This window comes from Pedobacter sp. KBS0701 (assembly GCF_005938645.2).
GTDB lineage: Bacteria > Bacteroidota > Bacteroidia > Sphingobacteriales > Sphingobacteriaceae > Pedobacter.
In genome coordinates, this window is the sequence record NZ_CP042171.1 from 5547488 (window position 1) to 5567505 (window position 20018).

Annotated in this window: 18 protein-coding genes; 7 read left to right on the forward strand and 11 right to left on the reverse strand. The window is 37.4% G+C overall.

The genetic code is table 11. The annotated features are described in order from the left end of the window. Positions 1–88 precede the first annotated feature (88 nt). The 8 genes from groL to FFJ24_RS22575 all read right to left on the reverse strand — a co-directional run bounded on the left by groL (position 89) and on the right by FFJ24_RS22575 (position 7813). The gene (groL, locus tag FFJ24_RS22540) at positions 89–1723 is read right to left on the reverse strand and encodes a chaperonin GroEL (RefSeq protein WP_138819378.1); all 1635 of its coding nucleotides are present in this window, start codon (positions 1721–1723) and stop codon (positions 89–91) included. 134 nt (positions 1724–1857) lie between these two features. Beyond that, on the reverse strand, positions 1858–2148 hold the full coding sequence (gene groES, locus FFJ24_RS22545) for a co-chaperone GroES (RefSeq protein WP_025141798.1): 291 nt from the start codon (positions 2146–2148) through the stop codon (positions 1858–1860). Positions 2149–2391: 243 nt separating this feature from the next. Beyond that, entirely contained in the window at positions 2392–3156 is a 765-nt protein-coding gene (locus tag FFJ24_RS22550; protein ID WP_138819379.1) for a TIGR03915 family putative DNA repair protein, read from the reverse strand. Positions 3157–3282: 126 nt separating this feature from the next. Then, positions 3283–4539 (reverse strand): putative DNA modification/repair radical SAM protein, encoded by a 1257-nt coding sequence (locus FFJ24_RS22555; protein ID WP_138819380.1) that lies wholly within the window; start codon positions 4537–4539, stop codon positions 3283–3285. A gap of 237 nt (positions 4540–4776) precedes the next feature. Next, positions 4777–5421 (reverse strand): HD domain-containing protein, encoded by a 645-nt coding sequence (locus FFJ24_RS22560; RefSeq protein WP_138819381.1) that lies wholly within the window; start codon positions 5419–5421, stop codon positions 4777–4779. Positions 5422–5496: 75 nt separating this feature from the next. After that, positions 5497–5778 carry a helix-turn-helix domain-containing protein gene (locus FFJ24_RS22565; RefSeq protein WP_138819382.1) on the reverse strand — a complete coding sequence of 94 codons (282 nt, stop codon included), beginning with the start codon at positions 5776–5778 and terminating at the stop codon, positions 5497–5499. 295 nt (positions 5779–6073) lie between these two features. Continuing rightward, positions 6074–6568, reverse strand: a complete 495-nt coding sequence (locus FFJ24_RS22570; protein WP_138819383.1) for a hypothetical protein — start codon at positions 6566–6568, stop codon at positions 6074–6076. A 66-nt stretch (positions 6569–6634) separates the two neighbouring features. Further along, on the reverse strand, positions 6635–7813 hold the full coding sequence (locus FFJ24_RS22575) for a class I SAM-dependent RNA methyltransferase (protein WP_138820788.1): 1179 nt from the start codon (positions 7811–7813) through the stop codon (positions 6635–6637). Positions 7814–7884: 71 nt separating this feature from the next. On the opposite strand from FFJ24_RS22575, the gene FFJ24_RS22580 reads away from it, so the two are divergent. The 3 genes from FFJ24_RS22580 to FFJ24_RS22590 all read left to right on the forward strand — a co-directional run bounded on the left by FFJ24_RS22580 (position 7885) and on the right by FFJ24_RS22590 (position 11170). Next, entirely contained in the window at positions 7885–8250 is a 366-nt protein-coding gene (locus tag FFJ24_RS22580; protein ID WP_057933226.1) for a DUF3127 domain-containing protein, read from the forward strand. Positions 8251–8502: 252 nt separating this feature from the next. Next, a complete protein-coding gene (locus FFJ24_RS22585) occupies positions 8503–10323 on the forward strand; it encodes a sensor histidine kinase KdpD (RefSeq protein WP_138819384.1) in 1821 nt (606 codons plus the stop codon). Positions 10324–10474: 151 nt separating this feature from the next. Then, positions 10475–11170 carry a response regulator transcription factor gene (locus FFJ24_RS22590; protein ID WP_138819385.1) on the forward strand — a complete coding sequence of 232 codons (696 nt, stop codon included), beginning with the start codon at positions 10475–10477 and terminating at the stop codon, positions 11168–11170. A gap of 314 nt (positions 11171–11484) precedes the next feature. On the opposite strand, the gene FFJ24_RS22595 is transcribed toward FFJ24_RS22590, so the two are convergent. Beyond that, on the reverse strand, positions 11485–12333 hold the full coding sequence (locus FFJ24_RS22595) for a menaquinone biosynthesis family protein (protein WP_138819386.1): 849 nt from the start codon (positions 12331–12333) through the stop codon (positions 11485–11487). Between the two features lie 118 nt (positions 12334–12451). Further along, complete coding sequence (gene mqnB / locus FFJ24_RS22600; RefSeq protein ID WP_138819387.1) at positions 12452–13075, reverse strand: futalosine hydrolase; 624 nt, start codon at positions 13073–13075, stop codon at positions 12452–12454. Positions 13076–13168: 93 nt separating this feature from the next. Here mqnB and FFJ24_RS22605 point away from each other — a divergent pair, with 93 nt between their 5' ends. The 4 genes from FFJ24_RS22605 to FFJ24_RS22620 all read left to right on the forward strand — a co-directional run bounded on the left by FFJ24_RS22605 (position 13169) and on the right by FFJ24_RS22620 (position 19052). Next, positions 13169–13579, forward strand: a complete 411-nt coding sequence (locus FFJ24_RS22605; RefSeq protein ID WP_138819388.1) for a 6-carboxytetrahydropterin synthase — start codon at positions 13169–13171, stop codon at positions 13577–13579. 12 nt (positions 13580–13591) lie between these two features. Beyond that, positions 13592–14227 (forward strand): GTP cyclohydrolase I FolE, encoded by a 636-nt coding sequence (folE, locus tag FFJ24_RS22610; protein WP_138819389.1) that lies wholly within the window; start codon positions 13592–13594, stop codon positions 14225–14227. Positions 14228–14354: 127 nt separating this feature from the next. Then, positions 14355–15236, forward strand: coding sequence for an ACP S-malonyltransferase (gene fabD, locus FFJ24_RS22615; RefSeq protein WP_210419413.1), 882 nt, complete (start codon positions 14355–14357; stop codon positions 15234–15236). A gap of 84 nt (positions 15237–15320) precedes the next feature. Then, positions 15321–19052, forward strand: coding sequence for a HAMP domain-containing sensor histidine kinase (locus FFJ24_RS22620; protein ID WP_138819391.1), 3732 nt, complete (start codon positions 15321–15323; stop codon positions 19050–19052). Positions 19053–19086: 34 nt separating this feature from the next. Here the strand turns inward: FFJ24_RS22620 and FFJ24_RS22625 are convergent, their stop codons facing one another. Beyond that, positions 19087–19989: a hypothetical protein gene (locus FFJ24_RS22625; protein WP_138819392.1), complete on the reverse strand. Its 903-nt coding sequence runs from the start codon at positions 19987–19989 to the stop codon at positions 19087–19089. Between the last annotated feature and the right edge of the window lie 29 nt (positions 19990–20018).

Consider the following 20018-nt stretch of genomic DNA (forward strand, 5'->3'; position numbering starts at 1 on the left):
TTTGGATGCAAATTGGGCATAAAAAAACCCTCAAGGTATTAAACCTTGAGGGAATATTTTACACGAAATGCTTTCGTGATGGGATATTTTACATCATGCCGCCCATTCCGCCGCCGCCCATTGGAGGCATCGGAGCACCACCTTCTTCAGGTTCGTCTGCTAAAACAACTTCTGTAGTTAATAACATAGCTGCAATAGATGCTGCGTTTTCTAAAGCTACACGGCTCACTTTAGTTGGGTCGATAACACCTGCACCAATTAAGTTTTCGTAAACATCAGTACGTGCATTATAACCGAAATCGGCTGTACCTTCTTTAACTTTTTGAACTACGATAGACCCTTCAATACCTGCGTTTTCGCAAATTTGGCGTAATGGCTCTTCAATAGCGCGACGGATGATCTGAATACCAGTGTTTTCATCTTCATTAGCACCTTTTAAGTTTGCTAAAGCTTCAACAGCACGGATAAAAGCAACACCACCACCAGCAACAATACCTTCTTCTACAGCCGCACGGGTTGCATGTAAAGCATCATCAACACGGTCTTTTTTCTCTTTCATTTCAACTTCACTAGCTGCACCTACATAAAGAACTGCAACACCGCCAGCCAATTTAGCCAAACGCTCTTGTAATTTTTCTTTATCGTAATCAGAAGTAGTCGTTTCGATCTGAGATTTAATTTGGCTAACACGAGATTTAATATCTTCTGAATTACCAGCACCATTGATTACAGTTGTATTGTCTTTGTCAACAACAACTTTCTCAGCAGAACCTAAATAAGTTAAATCAGCATTCTCTAATTTATAACCTCTTTCTTCTGATACTACGATACCGCCAGTTAAGATAGCGATGTCTTCCAACATTGCTTTTCTTCTATCACCAAACCCTGGAGCTTTAACAGCAACAACTTTCAATGAACCACGGATTTTATTAACTACTAAAGTAGCTAAAGCTTCGCCATCTAAATCTTCAGAAATGATTACCAATGGTTTACCAGTTTGAACAGTTTTTTCTAAAACCGGCAACAATTCTTTCATGTTGCTGATTTTTTTGTCGTAGATTAAAATGTATGGGCTGTCTAATTCAGCTTCCATTTTATCAGCGTTGGTCACAAAATATGGAGATAAATAACCTCTGTCAAACTGCATACCTTCAACTGTTTTAACTTCAGTTTCAGTACCTTTTGCTTCTTCAACAGTAATTACACCGTCTTTACCAACTTTACCCATTGCCTCAGCAATTAGCGCACCGATTACTTCATCATTGTTAGCAGAGATAGATGCAACTTGTTTAATTTTATTGTTGTCTTCGCCAACCGTTTGAGATTGTGCTTTTAAGTTTTCTACAACAGCAGCAACCGCTTTATCTATACCGCGTTTTAAATCCATTGGATTTGCACCGGCAGCAACGTTTTTAATACCTGTAGTGATAATCGCCTGAGCCAATACAGTAGCAGTAGTAGTACCATCACCAGCAATATCAGCTGTTTTTGAAGCTACTTCTTTAACCATCTGAGCACCCATGTTCTCAACAGCATCTTTTAATTCGATTTCTTTCGCTACGGTAACACCATCTTTAGTGATTGCCGGTGAACCGAATTTTTTATCGATAATTACGTTACGGCCTTTTGGACCTAATGTTACTTTTACTGCATTTGCAAGAATATCAACACCTCTTTTCAGGGCGTCGCGTGCTTCTACGTTATATTTTACTTGTTTTGACATTTCTTTTTTGAATTTTGAATGATTGTATGATAGAATGATTGAATTTGTATTCTTTTCATTCTAACATTGTTATTTTATTTGTTGATTAATGCTGAATTCACCTATTCGAAATTCAGACATTCGATCATTATTTATTACCCAACAACAGCGTAAATATCAGTTTCGCGCATAATAAGGTAATCTTTACCTTCGTAAGGAAACTCAGTACCGCCGTATTTACCATAAATTACAACATCGCCAACTTTTACACTCGCTTTTTTACCTTCAGAATCTTCTTCAGAAACAGATACAACAGTTCCTTTAGATGGTTTTTCTTTTGCAGTATCAGGGATATACAAACCTGATGCAGTTTTTTCTTCTGCCGCAGCCGGTTCAACGATTACTCTGTTCGAACTGCCAGCAATTGGTTTAAGGTTTAACGCCATAACTTTATTATTTTTTATTTTGATTTTAAGTTTTTTAACTATGCATACATTTAACACTTTTTATGCCAAGTGAGTTGGAGGGACAAATTTTCACCAAACTGTCAATCTTTTCACACAAATGGAGCATGTGAGTGTCAGCATGGCAGTAAGTTTTAATTTTTTTGCCAGACTTATTGTTGTCGTGGATGATGACCTTTAGCATCGACGGCTTCAATAGCTATAGGTTTAGGAAAGTTGTCAATGCTAAAGCGGCGCTTTTTCTGTCAAATATTTCCAGTATCTTTTGGGTATATGCTGCACATGCAATTTGGTATTTTTGCGGGCTACAATATTTGCACTTTTAAAATAATCTTTCCAAAGTGTTGCATATAAAGCTTCGCCTTCATCCATTAAAACCGGAGCAGGATTCTGCTTATTTACGCCATTGCTAAAACTGATGGTGATTTCTTCGACTGTATTTAGATTATAATGCAAACCATATTTGCGTTTTAAATCATAAATCAACCATTGTTGATCAGCATATCGATTTTTAAAATGATTGGATATTAAGGGTAAAACATTAAAATCAGGATCGATACTGGCATAAAATATTCCGTCGCCCGTTTTCTGGAAACGGATAAATGCTTCCATCCTGTGTTTTTCCCGCTCTACACTTTTGGCATATTTGGCTAATGCAATTACATGTTCGTTGCCATAATTATTTTCGGCACCTAACTGATTTTGAAAAATATAAAGCGTAAACTGAAACAGGTGGTGATAAGCTTCCGGAATTTCTGATAAATAACTGCAGTAATATTTGCGAAGCCAATCCTTTTTGAGTTTCTTTTCCAGTCCCGCCCAAACCCGGTCGGCTTTTTCTGCATCAGTAGTTATGGTAAAACTTTCTGCAAAAGCTTCAGGCTGGAAAATTTCGGTCGATTTTAACACAACTTTTCCCGGTTTACGTTCAAACCATTCAAAAACTGCTGTTAAAAGTCCTTGTAAGGAGCCATCGAAAATGTAGGTCATTGGTAGTTTGTTAGATCGTCATCTCGACTGAAGCGAAGCGGAATGTAGAGACCTAACTAGATAGATTTCTCGACTCCGTTGCACCCGATAGCTATCGGGTCCGCTCGAAATGACGATTACTGGTTTTTAAAACAAAATCATCTGGTTGCTATCTGTTTTTAAATATTTGCTTTGGCTTTCGGCCAAAATAAAAGCTTTAATCTGTGTGCCCTGATAATCTTTCAATTGGTACGGACTATCTAAACAGGTGATAAAATGTTTCGCCCGGTTATAAGCCACACCGATTTTTTTTAACTGATCAATCCTGAGTTTACCGAATTTCCTGGCCTGTACAATCTTTTTAGCCGACATGACGCCAATGCCCGGTATCCGGAGAATCATTTTATAATCAGCCGTATTAATATCTACGGGGAAGTGCTGCATGTTGCGGATCGCCCAGCTAAGTTTTGGATCAATATCTACGTCAAGATTAGGGTTGGCATCATTTAAAATTTCCTGCACTTTAAAACCATAGAAGCGCATCAGCCAGTCGGTTTGATACAAGCGGTTTTCTCTTAATAATGGTGGCTGGGTACCTAAAACAGGCATCCGTGTATCGTTACTGATGGGTACATAGCCCGAATAATAAACCCTCTTTAGGGCAAAATTTTTATAAAAAGCATTGGCCGTGTACATAATATCCTTATCGCTTTCGGGCGTAGCGCCAATGACCATTTGGGTACTCTGGCCTGCCGGTACAAATTTTGGCACATGTTTAATCAGTTTTTTATCTGCGGTAAACTGTGTAATCTGTTGCTGTACAAACCCAAGTGGTTTGATCACATCTGCGTGGTTTTTCTCTGGCGCCAAAAGTTTTAAACCAGCCTCGGTGGGCATTTCTAAATTGATGCTCATCCTGTCAGCATAAAGGCCGGCCTCTTTAATCAGTTCATCGCTGGCTCCCGGAATGGTTTTCAGGTGGATGTAACCATTGTAATTCTGCTCCAAACGCAATTTTTTTACCACCAGGAGTAAACGTTCCATAGTAAAATCGGCATTTTTAAAAATCCCTGAACTTAAAAACAATCCCTCAATATAGTTTCGTCGGTAAAAATTCATGGTCAGTTCTACCACTTCATCTACGGTAAAGGCGGCACGTTTTATATCGTTACTTTTACGTGAAACACAGAACAAACAATCGTAAATGCAGTGATTGGTTAGGAGGATTTTTAATAAAGAAACACATCTCCCATCTTCTGTGTAAGTATGGCAAATGCCCGAAGTATGGCTGTTGCCAAGCCCTTTTGTATCATTCTTTCTCGTGCCGCCACTTGATGAACAAGAAACATCATATTTAGCGGCGTCTGCAAGAATATTTAATTTTTCACGAATGCGATCAGACATAGGAAGTAATTTTACTAACAAAGATAGTTTAATAACTAAAAATATTAGTAAATTGATTTGTTTAATCTATTCGAATTTGGAATAATCGTAATAATTAAAATTGTTCAAAGGATTCAATTTCCAGTTCAGGGATAAAAAAAAGTATTTTTAATTTAAACCTTTTTCGCTAACCAAGATTTTACTGTGTAAAAGATCAGGTTATTAAGGAAGTGAAGAACACAAGAGTTTTGTTGTGGGTTATTTGCCTTCCCATTCTTTATAAAAGTGTTCCAGATAGAGCAGCATAAAATTGTGCCTTTCTACTGCTATTGCTTTTCCCGTTCCAGTATTCATCATATCTTTTAACAGTAGCAGTTTTTCGTAAAAATGATTAATGGTAGGGGCAGTGGTGTTTTTATAACTTTCTTTGCTAATGTGCGTTTCTGGTAATATAGCCGGATCATAAAGCACCCTGTTTTTGAATCCCCCGTAGGTAAATGCCCTGGCAATTCCAATGGCACCAATAGCATCTAAACGATCTGCATCCTGTACAATTTTCATTTCTTTCGAAGTAAAACCTGCTCCATCAAAACTATTTTTGAATGACATGTTTTGAATAATCAACTTAACATGCACAATAACCTCAGCTTCAACAGCAATTGATGCCAAAAATGAAGCAGCCATATTAGGTCCCAGTTCTTCATCACCATTATTGAATTTAGGATCAGCAATATCATGCAGTAATGCAGCAAAGGCCACCACAAGTTCATCGCCATTTTCTTGGTGATTGATAGTTAAAGCGGTTTTAAAAACACGCTCAATGTGGAACCAATCATGTCCTGCCTCAGCATGCGCTAATGTTTCTTTTACAAAATCAATGGTTTTCTGGATGGTAACCTGCATAAGATCGAATTTTTTTCCAAAGGTATTGGAATTATATGCAGGGATAAAAAAAATGATATCAACAGCGACCGGAGATTAACTCACGGTCGCTGCCCTGCTTTCATCATCAGCAATAATTTTAATTAAATCACTGTGGTTGAGGGTCAATAAATGAGATACTTCAACCTCTAAAATTGCTGCAATGTGAAATAAACGGTCAATAGTTAATTTACTATAACCGAGCTCAATTTTGCTGTAAGCATTCTGTGATATTTTCAGTTTCGCTGCCAGATAATCCTGAGTATAATCTCTGTATTCTCTAATTTTTCTAATATTCCCGGCAACATTCTTCGTTTTTAACGCCAATACATCTTCCATAAAAGGGATAATTTTTTAATGTTTTTTATTATGTACGAAACTTTTATTCCTATAGATTTTAAAAATTTAATTTTAGCACTATAAGGAATTACGCGAACCGGGATGGTGAATTGAATATTATAACAACGGACAACCTAAAATGTTTAGGTATTTTGTTTGATAATCAGGTTTTGAAGTGATTTTTTTTAGATAAATGAGAGGAGATAGGAGTGATATGAGATGTTTAAAGATACATCATGTTTGCGACCAAATCTGCGAAAGAAAAGATCGAGATAAGAAAATTAGCTGTCAAAAGTTAATATAACCCCCAGTCATCTTCAAACTCGTCTTTTTCGAAATATTTAACCCATTCGATAAAGAGTAGACGAAATTTTTCAATTTCGTCTAAAACAATGTTTTTATACTCTGGCGTGCAGATTTCGAACATATCTGCCGCTCTTACCTGGGTTTCTAATTCACGGCAGTTCGTTCGGATAATAGAAGCATTTTCCATTCTCAAAATATACATATCCGCACCTTCTGCCCCAACAATTTTAGGGCATAACATCAGTGCATTCTGCATAATTAAGTTAGCGGTCATTTCGGCCATTTCTCCTTCCAGTGTTTCACAGAACAGGGCGGCATATTTGTATACAGCTCTTGCCTGGTTGTAAAGACTTTTAGCCCTGGTTACTTTAAGTCTAACCTTTTCGGCATCAACACTTGATAGATTTTCTTCATCCTCATCATCCCGGCCAAATCGGCTAAAATGCTCCCATTCGGGCATATGATCCATGTCGTCAAATTCCATATTTTTCAAAATTTTTACGTTATGGTACGTAATAGAGCGTAATATATTAATTTTCAATGAAAAAGACTAGGCGTCAATTAATGGTGCCCGGCGAGAGCCATCATATAATTCATACTCTAATAAACGACAGTCTAATTTACCATTATAAAATTCAACTTTTTTAGCCGCTTTTAATCCAATTTTCTTTGCAAGATCAGGATTTCCGGTGAAAATATATCCAGAATAGCCTTTACATTTCGTTTTCATAAAATCGCCCATGCGTTTATAAGTCAATTCCAGCTTGCTGTGCACACCCAGGCGTTCGCCGTACTCAGGGTTAAAAACAACAACACCTTTGCCCTCTTCGGGAACTGGTGTTAATTCAAAATCGCAAACTTCAAATTCAATTAAAGTATCAACACCTGCCGTTTTAGCGTTTCTACGGGTTACTTCAACTGCATCTTCCGACAAATCGGAAGCTACAATTTTAAGATCAACATTTTTAATTACCTGCTCTTTTAAAATTCTGCGTTCAGCGAAAAAATCTTCTTCGTTGTAGCCTAATATATGCATAAAACCATAATTCATGCGGTATAATCCCGGGGCGCGGTTAGTGGCAATCAGGGCTGCTTCAATAGCTAATGTTCCTGAACCGCACATGGGGTTAATAAATGGCGATTTCTTATCCCAGTTGGTTGCTAAAATAACCCCGGCTGCCAGGGCCTCTAACATAGGTGCCTTTCCGGGAATTTTACGGTAACCGTGTTTGGCCAGCGTTTCGCCTGAAGTATCCATAAAAACATCAGCATCGGCATCTTTCCAGTATAAATGCACCACTGTTTTGTTTGCATCCGATCCGGAGTTAGGGCGGATGCCTTTTTTCTCTTTCATACGGTCTGCAATAGCATCCTTTACTTTTAAGTTTGCAAAAAGCGGCGTGGTAATATTCGGGTTATCAACATTTGACGTTACGGAGAAATAACCCGAAAAATCAATCAGTTCTTCCCACTCAATGGCTGCAATTTCATTATATAAGTCATCCGGTGTAATGGCTTTGAAACTTTTGATGGCATATAGAATCTGACTGGCACAGCGTAAGTTTAAATTTAGCTTAATACACTCTGTAAGGGTGATATTGAGCTCAACACCCGTAGCAAAAGACCGCTCGATGGTATAACCTAAAGCGGTAACTTCTTCTTGTAAGTAAGGCGAAAGGCGCTTGTTGCAGGTAATAATTACCTTGCTTTTATTGTGGAAAACTTGCATCATAATATATGCGAAGTTATCAATAAAATTATAGAGATTTGATGTTTATAGTACATTAAGTAGTATTAGATATGGAAATTAAAGGAAAAGTACACGAAGTAGGTGCCACACAACAAGTAAGTGAAACGTTTAAAAAACGTGATTTAATAGTAGAATACGCAGAAAATCCAACATACCCAGAATATATCCGTTTTGAGGCTTTACAAGATAAAACTGCATTATTAGATACATTTAAAGCAGGCGATGAGGTTGAGGTTTTCTTTAATTTACGTGGTCGCCCATGGACAGATAAAGCGGGTAAAACATCATATTTTAACAGTTTGGTTATCTGGCGTATCAATGCAGTTGCAGCAGGTGCTCCCGCAGCTACGCCAGCTTATGCAGCTCCGGTTGATGTAAGCAATGCGCCAGGTGAAGATGATGATTTGCCTTTCTAAATAAAGAGTCTTTTTTAAGCAAACAATTTTGAACCATGCCGAGGCTTAGCCTCGGCATTTTTTTTGCCCAGGCCAGACTTCAGAAGTTTCGTATGCCCAGGCTGGGTAAACTTCGGAAATCTTTCCAATGCCTCTCGCTGTTAAAATATGTTAAAAACCAACACTTGGCTTAGCTATTCAGTATTTTTGATATCTGTTTAGATTTAAGAAGATTATGTTCGGTTTTTTTAGGTTTAAAACCCAATCTGGTTCATGAAGAAAAGAAGTTTTTGGTTAATTACGGTTTTAATGACAGTAGCACTACTGGGCGTGTTTGTAATGCAATTGTATTACATCCGTGAATCGTATAAACTAAAATCCCAGCTTTTTGATGAACAGGTAAATCAAACGCTAACTTCGGTAGTAAATAAAATACAACGTAGAAATGTTGCCGATCACCTCAACCGCAAAGATGCAGAAAACAAGCTGAAACAGCTCCAGGATTCGAGGCAGCGTGTGCTTGATATTAAAGATTTACGGCAACAATATGCACAAGAGGCAGAGTTGCGGCAAGCCGAAAGGGAAAATCAGATCGAAAGTTACCTGAACCAACAAGATAGTATTATCCAGGTATCTTACCGGGCGCCCAATGTAATTTCTGAAAGGGAATATACTTCGTTGACTTCAAAAAATGGCGATAAATTGGATTTGCAAATGGACGCATTCATTGATGTTAAAAGCCTTATTTTAAAAGGTTATAGTATGCGCACAAAACCTTTTGCTGCACCACCAAAAGCATTCGAATTTAAAAGCTTGCAAAGCTTGCCAGATTCTTTAAGGTATTTGGTTTTTGATCCCAGAAACGGCAATCCCGGCTTTGTAAGTGTTCCAAAGATTTCTGACGATTTAGAAAAAAAATTTAAACGGGAAGATGAGATTGCTAAAAAGCAGTTAGAACTAAAAATTGCAGCGCTGGGCAAAGATACTTTTTCGTATACAAGGTTAAGCGTGGTGGAGGATGTGTCTAAAGAACTGCAGGAAACCAATGTGCCAATTTATAAACGCATTAATTTTAGTTCTTTAGGCCATTTATTAAAGCAGGAACTCCTTGCCAATAATATTACACTAGAACCTTCTTACCGGATTTCGTTAGCCAGAAAAGATTCGACCATTTTTATGACGGCCTCTAACGTTAAAGGAGAGTTTTTGCCCGAAAATACCTACAAAACACCTTTGTTTGGAAACGATATCTTTCGCGATCCTGGAATGCTCTTCGTCAGTTTTCCGAATAAAAATTCGGCCATTATATCTAATCTAAGTGTTACACTAGCCTCATCAATTGGTCTGTTACTGGTGCTTGTTTTCATCTTCTCTTATACCCTTTATGCTATCTTGAAGCAGAAAAAACTGTCGGAAATGAAAACAGATTTTATCAATAATATGACGCACGAGTTTAAAACGCCTGTGGCCACTATTATGATTGCCAGTGAAGCTTTAAAAGATCCGGAGGTGACAGAAGATAAAGCCCGGTTAAAACGTTTGGCAGGGATTATTTATGATGAAAATGTTCGCCTGGGTAGTCACATTGAACGTGTTTTAAGTATTGCCCGCTTAGAAAAGGGCGAGCTTAAAATGGAGAACACGGAAGTAGACGTAAACGATTTAATTGTGATTGTGTTAGATAGTATGGAATTGCAGCTGCAGAAAAGGAATGCCATTATTAATGTACATACCGGTGCAGAAAATGCTGTTGTATACGGCGATGAGCTGCACCTGTCTAATGTAATTTATAACCTTATTGATAATGCGAATAAATACAGTAGCGGTACGCCGGAGATTACCATTACGACCCGCAATGCCGGCAAGAATTTAATTATCCAGATAGCGGATAAAGGAATAGGCATGACCAAAGAGCAGTCTAAAAGGATTTTCGATCAGTTTTATAGGGTGCCAACAGGTAATTTACATGATGTTAAAGGCTTTGGTCTGGGTTTAAATTATGTTCAGGATATTATTAAAAAACTGAACGGAACAGTTAAGGTAAGTAGCGAAAAAGATAAAGGAACAACGTTCGAAATATCTTTACCTTTATAAAAGCTGCTTTATTGATGTATTAAAATTGAACGGTTTAATAGCTCATATTGTGGAGTATTAATTTAATCTACAGCATAAATTAAACTGTTATACATATTCAGAATCAAACTTCCAGTGTGGCTAATGCTACGTAATGAATAAAAATAAGAAAATGAAAAAAATACTTCTGGTAGAAGACGACCCAAATTTAGGTTTATTGTTACAAGACTATTTGCAGTTAAAAGGCAAGTTTGATGTAGTATTATGCACCGATGGTGAAGATGGTTTGAAAACATTTAATAAGCAAAACTTCGATTTATGTATTTTAGATGTGATGATGCCTAAAAAAGATGGTTTTACCTTGGGGAAAGATATCAGGAAGATAAATACCCAGGTACCCATTATTTTTGCAACTGCTAAAACCATGTTAGAAGATAAATCTGCGGCCTATGATTTAGGTGGTGATGATTATATTACTAAACCTTTTCGCATAGAAGAGCTATTACTGCGCATTAACGCGATGTTTAAACGCATTGCCAATAAAACAGATAATAACGATGAGGCTGCCGAAACACAGTTTTCTATTGGTCAGTATCATTTTGACTATACTACCCAGATTATTACCGATAACGATCATCAACAAAAACTGTCTACCAAAGAAGCTGAGCTGTTGCGTTTACTTTGTTTAAAAAAGAATACCGTTTTAACCCGTGAAGAAGCACTGTTGAGCATCTGGCATGATGATAATTACTTTAATGGAAGAAGTATGGATGTGTTTTTAAGTAAGTTACGTAAGTACCTTAAGGCCGATCCGACAGTAGAGATTATTAACGTGCACGGAAAAGGTTATAAGTTATTGGTAGGGTAAGGTTTTAAGCCGGGATGTTCTGCAGTATCATTCTTAAACATATAATTTTCCATAATTGTTAAAAGTTGCAATGTTGTAAAGTTGAATGTTTTACGCGCCAAAATCAATATTTAAGTCTTTCCAATCATATTCTTCTTGAAGAGTAATTTTTTTGTGAAAATCTCCCTTAAGTTACCGTTATTTCGAGCGGAGTGCAACGCAGTCGAGAAATCTATTTAGATGGGCCTTTCCAGCGCGTCGTCACCCTGAACTTATTTCAGGATCTTTCATGCAAGATTAGATCTCTCCGCTACAGTCGAGATGACGGGGACGAATTAAATATACAGGTTCTCCTGAATGGCAGGAATAATTCCGCGTTCCTGGGCAAGTTTAAATAAGGTATCAATGGCTTTACGCCCTTCTTCGCCAAGGTTTATACTATATTTATTCACATATAATTCGATGTGTTTGTACATCACACTTTCTTCCATGGCCTGGGCATGCTGGCGGATAAAATCGATACCCGATTGTGGATGTGCAAAGGCAAACTCTACAGATTGGCGGATTAAACGGTTCACCTTTAACTGCACCTCCCGATCTAAATTACGGTTAATTACGATTCCGCCTAATGGAATGGCGCAACCGGTTAGTTTTTCCCAATAATCGCCTAAATCAACAATTTTGGTTAATCCCTTATCCTGGTAGGTAAACCTGTTTTCATGGATAATCAATCCTAAATCAATCTGCCCGTTAAGCAAAGCCGATTCAATTTCCGAAAAAACAAGTTCCTGTTTGTTTTGTAAATGGGGGTAAGCAATTCCCAGCAAGAAATTCGCAGTTGTATACTTTCCTGGTATGCCAACCCTCAGTTTTGAATCTGGTGTTTGGAGTTCAGCATCTTTTTCTCGATTAAAATCCTTATTACTGATCAATAGTGGACCTACGCCGAATCCGAGGGCACTCCCAGCATCCAATAATGCGTATTGGTTAGCTACGTAGGCAAATGCATGAAAACTTAACTTGGTAATGTCTAATTCGCCCTTGAGTGCCTTTTGGTTTAAGGTTTCAACATCATCGTAAGAAACCTCAAATTCTAATCCTTCCGTATCAATTTTATGGTGAATGAGCGCATCGAAAATAAATGTATCGTTAGGGCAGGGAGAAAATCCAAGTGTAAGTTTCATCTATTTATTTTTTTGTTTTCAGTTGTTAGATGGAGCCTTTGACAATTAAATTAATTATTTTAATTGTGTCGGGTTCATAAATCAAAATTAACTACTGTGGTAAACTAATTAGTCATAATCAGTTCATTTCTCCAACAAAAGCAATGGCCCAGTCGTTCAGGTTTTTAATGGCCAAACCAATTTTCCAGTTGTCTTTATTTCTCGGTTCTACATAATTAGATATACTTCTAATCTGTAAACAATCTATATTTAACTGTTTGCAGGCATAAAAAACAGCAGCTCCCTCCATGCTTTCGGTAATTGGATTTAACCTCTCAATTAAATTTTTGATGCTTTTTTCGCTCCCCGTCACACAGTTCACAGTTATACCTTTTGCTATAGGTAGAGTAACGCTTTTTTGTGTTTTCGAGATGTAGTGGTTCTCCCCAAAACCTAAGTCACTTATGGTTAAAAATTCGTCGCCATTTTCAGCGCCCAGTTCAGCAAAAGTATCTTCGGTAATATTTAACACCGTACCTAAAGCCAAATTCCGATCGAAGCTTCCGGCAATGCCGAAATTTACCACAAGGCTATATTTAGATGAGAGATGTTTGCCCAGGGCAAAGGCTGTTGACACCATCCCAACTCCGGTAATCAGCAAATCGAAATTTTTGCTTTCTACAAAATCTCCGTCTGGTAAATTAAAGTGCTGGTAAAAGAAGGTAAGTTCGGCTTTTGTGGCAGCAACAATTAAAGTTTTCATGATGTAAAGTTAGCAGATTGTTTTCTTTTAGCTTTGGTCTTTAGTCTTTAAGCTTAAACCTTTATCCGTATATTTGCATTTTATTTTACAATAATGATTTACATAACAAGAAAAGCATCATTTAATGCGGCGCACAAATTGGCTCGTACCGATTGGGATGATGATAAAAATAGTGAAGTTTATGGTAAATGCGCCAACCCAAACTGGCATGGCCATAACTATTGGCTGTATGTTACAGTAAAAGGTGAAGTGAATCCGGAAACAGGTTTTCTGGTTGATCTGAAATGGCTTAAAGAGGTAATGAACGACTATGTAGTAGATAAAGTTGATCATAAAAACTTAAACCTCGACGTTGATTTTATGAAAGGCAAACTGGCTTCTACAGAAAATCTGGCCATCGAAATCTGGAAGCAGTTAGAAGCACCAATCGCAGAAAGCGGTGCTGTTTTGCATTGCGTAAAAATATACGAAACCGAAAATAATTTTGTTGAATACTTTGGTTAAAAACCTGAATTAATGAGCAATAAAGACGTATTGAAAGGCGAATCGAGAGACGGTTATGTAAAAATAGACCGTTACAATGAAGATAAAATTAAAGCTGTAGCTACACATTATAAAGATATTCTTGGCCAGTTGGGCGAAAATCCGGAGCGGGAAGGTTTACTAAAAACACCTGAACGCGTAGCTAAAGCGCTGCAATATTTAACACATGGCTACGATTTAAAGCCTGATGAAATCCTTAGATCAGCCATGTTTGAAGAGGATTACAGCCAAATGGTGGTGGTTAAAGATATTGAAGTATATTCGATGTGCGAACACCACATGCTGCCATTCTTCGGCAAAGCACATATTGCCTATATTCCTAACGGACACATTGTGGGCTTAAGTAAAATTCCTCGTGTGGTTGACGCTTTTGCCCGCCGTTTACAGGTACAGGAACGTTTAACGAACGAGATTAGAGATTGTATCCAAAATACCCTTAGCCCTATGGGCGTTGCGGTGGTGATTGAGTGCAGGCACTTATGTATGTCTATGCGTGGTGTACAAAAGCAAAACTCGGTGACAACAACATCTGCCTTTACAGGAACCTTTTTAAGTAACGATAAAACAAGATCTGAGTTTTTAAGGTTAATTACTGCAAGTTTAGATTAATTGGTATCGGATATTCAGTATCAGGTAGGAAGAAGAAGTTTCAGGTAAAATAGTATTAAGTAGAAAGTATCAGGATGGGCTAGATCAAAACGCTAAGCGCCAAACACGATACGCCAAACTAATTATAATGAGAGCATATATTTTTCCCGGACAGGGAGCACAGTTTGTAGGCATGGGTAAAGATCTTTACGAAAACCCAAAGGCAGCAGCATTATTTGAACAGGCTAATGAAATTATCGGTTTCCGCATTAGCGATATTATGTTTAGCGGAACAGATGAAGAACTTAAGCAAACCAATGTAACCCAACCAGCAATCTTTTTGCATTCGGTTATATTGGCCAAAGTGTTAGGCGATGATTTTAAACCAGATATGGTTGCTGGTCACTCTTTAGGTGAATTTTCTGCTTTAGTAGCTGCAAATGCATTGAGCTTTGAAGATGGATTAAAACTGGTTATTGCTCGCGCAAATGCTATGCAAAAAGCATGCGAGGCACAGCCATCAACCATGGCGGCTATTTTAGGTTTAGCTGATGATGTGGTTGAAAAAATCTGTGCCGAAATTGATGCTGTAGTGGTTCCTGCAAATTACAACTGCCCCGGGCAATTGGTAATATCGGGCAGCATAGAAGGTATTGATCTTGCTTGTGCCAAATTAACTGAAGCTGGAGCAAAAAGGGCATTAAAATTAAATGTAGGGGGTGCATTTCATTCTCCGTTAATGGAACCGGCAAAAATTGAATTACAGGCTGCTATTGAAGCCACCAATATTGCATCACCAATTTGCCCCGTTTATCAAAATGTTGATGCTAAGCCATATACAGATCCAACTGAGATAAAGGCTAATTTAATTAAACAATTAACCGGTGCTGTGCGTTGGACACAGACAGTAGGTAACGTGCTTGCCGATGGCGCAACTGAATTTGTAGAGGTTGGTCCGGGCAATGTATTGCAGGGATTGGTTAAAAAAGTAAGCCGCGAAGTACAGACAAGTAGTGCTGCAATAGCTTAATTTATTCGAATAGAATATTTAACGCCATAAACTCAACTGTTTATGGCGTTGTTTTTTATCAATATTTAATATCTTTATCCGTAGATGAAAATGAGCTTTGGTGTAAAAATAAGATTTCTATTGCTTGTTTTGGGCTGTTGCCTCATTGCGACTTCTATTTCGCTAAGCAGGTTTACCACCAGGGGTGAACTGTTAGAGCACGATGCAGAAGAAATTCAGCAGAAAATTTTACTCAAGGAAAAAGCCGTTCAAACATTTCTGGCCAATAAGCAGGAAGTAGCCAAAGCCAAACAATTTCATCTGAATCCTAAAAATGCGATTGATTTTATTACATCTTATCGCGAGAATAATGGAATAAATCTGTTAACCTTTCAAAATAATCAGCTTAAGTTTTGGAGTACTTATAAGGTTTCTGAAATAGATCCAACTACCATAAAAGAAGGTAGTTCGGTACTGTTTTTTTACAACGGCTGGTACGAAGTAATTAAAAGTACCCAGGGCAATTTTTGTCTTGTTTTTCTAATCAATATTCAATCTCAATATACCTTTAAAGAAACAAAGTATTTTAAGAATGATATTGATCCTATTTTATCCAAAACAAAAATACTAACCTTTGCCTCTTTTACAGATAAGGACGTTTATGTAATAAAAAACCTCGAAAATAAATTTTTATTCGGGCTAAAAGTAAAACCTGGAGATGCAGACACCCATTATTCGGGTACACAATTATGGTTGTTTATCGCAGGTATGTTATGCATCTGCATGTTTTTTAACTCTTTAAGTTCGTTCATAGCCAGGCGTGGGCATATCGCTTGGGGTACTTTTTTGCTGTTGTTTTTCTTCTTAGCCTTCCGGTTAACAGATTTATATTACGGTTGGTTTAATCACAGGTTTTCCTTAGATCTATTTGATCCAAGAATATATGCAGATAATTTCCTGATGCCTTCGTTGGGCGATTTTCTGCTGAACGTAATCGCACTTACCTGGTTACTCTTGTTTATGTATAACCATAAGGAACAATATAAGTTTCCGGAATGGATTAAACGGAATAAAATAATTGGAATTGTTATTCAGGCCGGGTTAATGGTGTTGATTGGCCGAATTGTTTGGGATACCGACGATATTTTCTTCGGATTAATCTTTAACTCAAAAATTAATTTCGATATCGTTAATATCCTTAAACTCAGTGGAACCAGCTGGGTAGGGATTGTAATTTTATGTTTGGCCTGGTTTCAGATTTACCTGATAACTGTTGTCTCTGCAACAATAAGTAGTCAGTTAAATGTGAGCAATAAAGAGCGGGTCATTGTTTTCCTGATCGGCTTTGCCGGCGTTCTTATCTACAAGTTAGTGGTAGATTTTAATGCATTTTTTATCGTTTTCGCGCTAGTATTATTTATAGTTGCGAGGGCCGTTTATTTAAAAGAGAAAAACTTTTCGATAGGCATGTTTGCCATTGTGTTTTTTTGTCTGGCATTTAATACTTCTATTAAGTACACTAAGTATAAAGATATTAAAGAAAGAAGTTTGCGCGAGCCTTTGGCCAGAAAAGTGCAGTCGTCAGAAGACCCTAATGCAATTGTTGCTTTAGGTACTCTAGGCGATGAAATTGTTAAAGATAGTTTTCTGAAAAGCTATTTTAGTCAAAACCGGAAAGGTGGTTATGCGGTGCTCAAAAATCATATTAAAGATTACCTGGATGGCTATTTAAACCGATACGATTATCAGATTTATCCTTATGATAAAACTGGGACTGCAATAGAAAATTCTGATACACCGCCGATTAATAAGTATAAAAACCTGGTGGAAGCTGGCTCTGTTAAAATCGATGGTTCTAACTTTTTTTATCAGGTAAACAATACATTTGGCTACCAGGATTACTTTGGGATCATTTCGGTTGTCAACAACGGCAGTTTATTGGGTACACTTGTTCTCGAACTCCGGTCGAAGCCATATAATTATAACAATCGGCTACCCGATCTCCTTGGAGATCAAAAATTGATCAAAGACGAAGATTTTAAAGGGTATTCTATCGCCTTGTACAGCAATAATAAATTGCTTAATCAGTCTGGAAATTATACCTATCCTTTAGATGGAAGCACGTTTAAAGGTAAAAAAGATGATTTTATAATCAGCAATGATGATGAACTTCATTACAGCCATTTAATTTATAAACCTACTGATAGCAAAATGGTTGTCATTAGCAAAGAAAAGGTAGACTATGTAGAACGTTTGGCCGCGCTGTCGTTTTTCTTTCTGATATTTATCATCTTCTCTTTGTTGCTTTATGGGTTAATATGGTTAATCAAAAACCTTGATGATGATAAAGTAGGCTGGTTCAGTATCAACAGATCTTTAATGATCAATGCCAATAAGATTTTGTATAAAACCAGAATCCAGGTATCTATTGTATTGGCGGTAGTGGCAACGCTGGTTATTGTAGGCTGGGGAACTTACTACTATATGAACAATGAGTACCGTGGACAGCAGGATGCGATATTAAAGGATAAAATAAGAAAGGTTCAGCAGAATTTTGAAAAGCAGGTTTTTAATAATGGCATTATTACAAACGATGAGAATGCTGCTGCAGATTTTAACAATTTTGCCGATATTAATAATGCCGATTTAAATCTATATGACCTGAGTGGCAACCTGATCATGACAACTTATCCCAAACTCTATAATTATAAAATTATCGGCAAAAAAATGGGGCCTAAAGCCTTCTTTTCTTTAAGTGGTTTACACCGTTCAGAATATATTAATCCCAAGGAAAACATTGGAAGTTTAATTTATGCTGCTGCGTACGCCCCCATCAGAAATGCGCAGAACAAAACAATCGCTTATATTGGTTTGCCAAATTATTCTAACGAAGAAGAGTATAGTGATAAACTTGCACTTTTTGTAAGTAACCTGATTAATCTTTACGCATTGGTATTTGTGGCTATTGGAGTATTGGCTGTATTCTTGGCCAATCAGATTACCAATCCCTTAACTTTTATTCAGGAAAGTATTAGTAAAACTAAAATAGGGCAAAAGAATGAACCTATTGTATGGCGCAGGCATGATGAGATCGGATCTTTAATTAAGGAATATAATCACATGATTTCTGCATTGGAAGATAGTGCAATCAAGCTGGCCAGATCGGAAAGGGAGAGTGCCTGGCGTGAAATGGCGAAACAAGTTGCTCACGAAATCAAGAATCCGCTAACGCCTTTAAAATTAGGTGTTCAGTTACTGGAGAAGTCGTGGAAGGAAAAGGATCCGAACTTCGAGCTGAAATTTAATAAGTTTAGCAAATCATTTATAGAACAGATTGATAGCCTTTCTAAAATAGCATCTGAATTTTCTAATTTTGCCAAAATGCCCGATACCAATCTGGAGCGGCTTTCTTTACTTCCGATTATTGAGCAGGCGAGAGAGGTGTTTAAAAGCACTGAAAACGTTACTATCGATGTGCTCAATAAAAGCGACAGGGACATCGAAATTATGGCAGACCACGATCAGCTTTTAAGGACGTTTAATAACCTGCTTAAAAACGCAATAGAAGCTATAGACGAAGAAACGTTATGCTGTATTACTATTATTATATATATAGATGCGACAAATGCATATATAGAAATAAAGGATAATGGAAAAGGAATACCACCGGCCCTGCAGGATAAAATATTTGTACCTAACTTCACTACAAAAACATCGGGTACAGGTTTAGGTTTGGCGTTTGTTAAGCAGGCTGTAGAAAATGCAGGCGGTTCAGTTAAGTTTACCTCTGTAAGTGGCTTAGGGACAACATTCTATCTGAACTTTCCTTTACCTTAAAATAAAAAATAAATATGGTTAATCAGATGGTGTATTATCTCAACTCCACTTGTGCCTTGCCCATAGTATTACCATCAGCATATAAAATTACGGTATATATGCCCTTTATAAATGGCTTTGGGTTTGCCCAGTCGATAACATAGGTGCTGTCATCGTTATTGTAGTCAATAAAAATAGAATGGCTGAACTGCATATCCTGCCCATCAGCCTCAAAATGGTTTTCCTCGTTAGCAAGCAGGTTTCCTGCAGGATCGAATACCCGAAGATAAATGTTATGATGTCCTTTTTCTGCTAAATGATTCGGCACAATGTTAAAGCGCACGCTTAATTTCTCTGCTGCAGACGATTTGCTCACTTCGACTTTCTTGCCACTTGATTTTGTTCTGAAAGCAATAATTTCGGCCGATTGAAGTTTTAATGCTGCGGCAGTTTTAACTTTCGCATTTAAATTCGAGTTTTCATTCTCCAGGTTAGATGCCTTATTGCTGATGTTTTTTAGGGTATTTTGTAAACTATCGCGACTGTTTTTTAGAAAAATATTGTCGTTCTGAAGCTGAATAATCTGATCATTGTAGTTTTTTACAAATGTTTTCAGCTCGCTAATTTGTGCATTTGCTTTGTCGATTTCGGCTTGGGTGATCTGGTTTTTTTCTAAAGCGGCTTTAAGTTCATCGATTTTTATGCGGGCAAGCTTCTGTTCTTCAACAAGCTTATCATTTAAATCCAGGTTCAATGCATTAACCTTATCCAGCTCAACCTCAATCTTTTCTACCTCAAGCCTTAGCTTATCCTTCTCTGTACTAACGGTAACAAATCTTTCACTTTGTTTTCGGTCTTTAAAAAACAAGTAAGCATTTGTGCCTATTAGAGCAGCAATAACGATGACCAGGAAGTAAATTTTGTTTCTATCACCCTTATTAATCTTTTGTGATTCCATTTTTAATAACGCTGTATCTTCTATAAATT

Excerpts from the sequence above, each read along its gene's own strand:
- folE (WP_138819389.1), top strand. The coding sequence starts at position 13,592 with ATGAGCAATAAAGACGTATTGAAAGGCGAATCGAGAGACGGTTATGTA.
- FFJ24_RS22580 (WP_057933226.1), top strand. The coding sequence starts at position 7,885 with ATGGAAATTAAAGGAAAAGTACACGAAGTAGGTGCCACACAACAAGTA.
- fabD (WP_210419413.1), top strand. The coding sequence starts at position 14,355 with ATGAGAGCATATATTTTTCCCGGACAGGGAGCACAGTTTGTAGGCATG.
- mqnB (WP_138819387.1), bottom strand. The coding sequence starts at position 13,075 with ATGAAAACTTTAATTGTTGCTGCCACAAAAGCCGAACTTACCTTCTTT.
- FFJ24_RS22570 (WP_138819383.1), bottom strand. The coding sequence starts at position 6,568 with ATGGAATTTGACGACATGGATCATATGCCCGAATGGGAGCATTTTAGC.
- FFJ24_RS22590 (WP_138819385.1), top strand. The coding sequence starts at position 10,475 with ATGAAAAAAATACTTCTGGTAGAAGACGACCCAAATTTAGGTTTATTG.
- FFJ24_RS22550 (WP_138819379.1), bottom strand. The coding sequence starts at position 3,156 with ATGACCTACATTTTCGATGGCTCCTTACAAGGACTTTTAACAGCAGTT.
- FFJ24_RS22620 (WP_138819391.1), top strand. The coding sequence starts at position 15,321 with ATGAAAATGAGCTTTGGTGTAAAAATAAGATTTCTATTGCTTGTTTTG.
- FFJ24_RS22560 (WP_138819381.1), bottom strand. The coding sequence starts at position 5,421 with ATGCAGGTTACCATCCAGAAAACCATTGATTTTGTAAAAGAAACATTA.
- FFJ24_RS22625 (WP_138819392.1), bottom strand. The coding sequence starts at position 19,989 with ATGGAATCACAAAAGATTAATAAGGGTGATAGAAACAAAATTTACTTC.
- FFJ24_RS22565 (WP_138819382.1), bottom strand. The coding sequence starts at position 5,778 with ATGGAAGATGTATTGGCGTTAAAAACGAAGAATGTTGCCGGGAATATT.
- FFJ24_RS22575 (WP_138820788.1), bottom strand. The coding sequence starts at position 7,813 with ATGCAAGTTTTCCACAATAAAAGCAAGGTAATTATTACCTGCAACAAG.
- FFJ24_RS22605 (WP_138819388.1), top strand. The coding sequence starts at position 13,169 with ATGATTTACATAACAAGAAAAGCATCATTTAATGCGGCGCACAAATTG.
- groL (WP_138819378.1), bottom strand. The coding sequence starts at position 1,723 with ATGTCAAAACAAGTAAAATATAACGTAGAAGCACGCGACGCCCTGAAA.
- FFJ24_RS22595 (WP_138819386.1), bottom strand. The coding sequence starts at position 12,333 with ATGAAACTTACACTTGGATTTTCTCCCTGCCCTAACGATACATTTATT.
- FFJ24_RS22555 (WP_138819380.1), bottom strand. The coding sequence starts at position 4,539 with ATGTCTGATCGCATTCGTGAAAAATTAAATATTCTTGCAGACGCCGCT.
- FFJ24_RS22585 (WP_138819384.1), top strand. The coding sequence starts at position 8,503 with ATGAAGAAAAGAAGTTTTTGGTTAATTACGGTTTTAATGACAGTAGCA.
- groES (WP_025141798.1), bottom strand. The coding sequence starts at position 2,148 with ATGGCGTTAAACCTTAAACCAATTGCTGGCAGTTCGAACAGAGTAATC.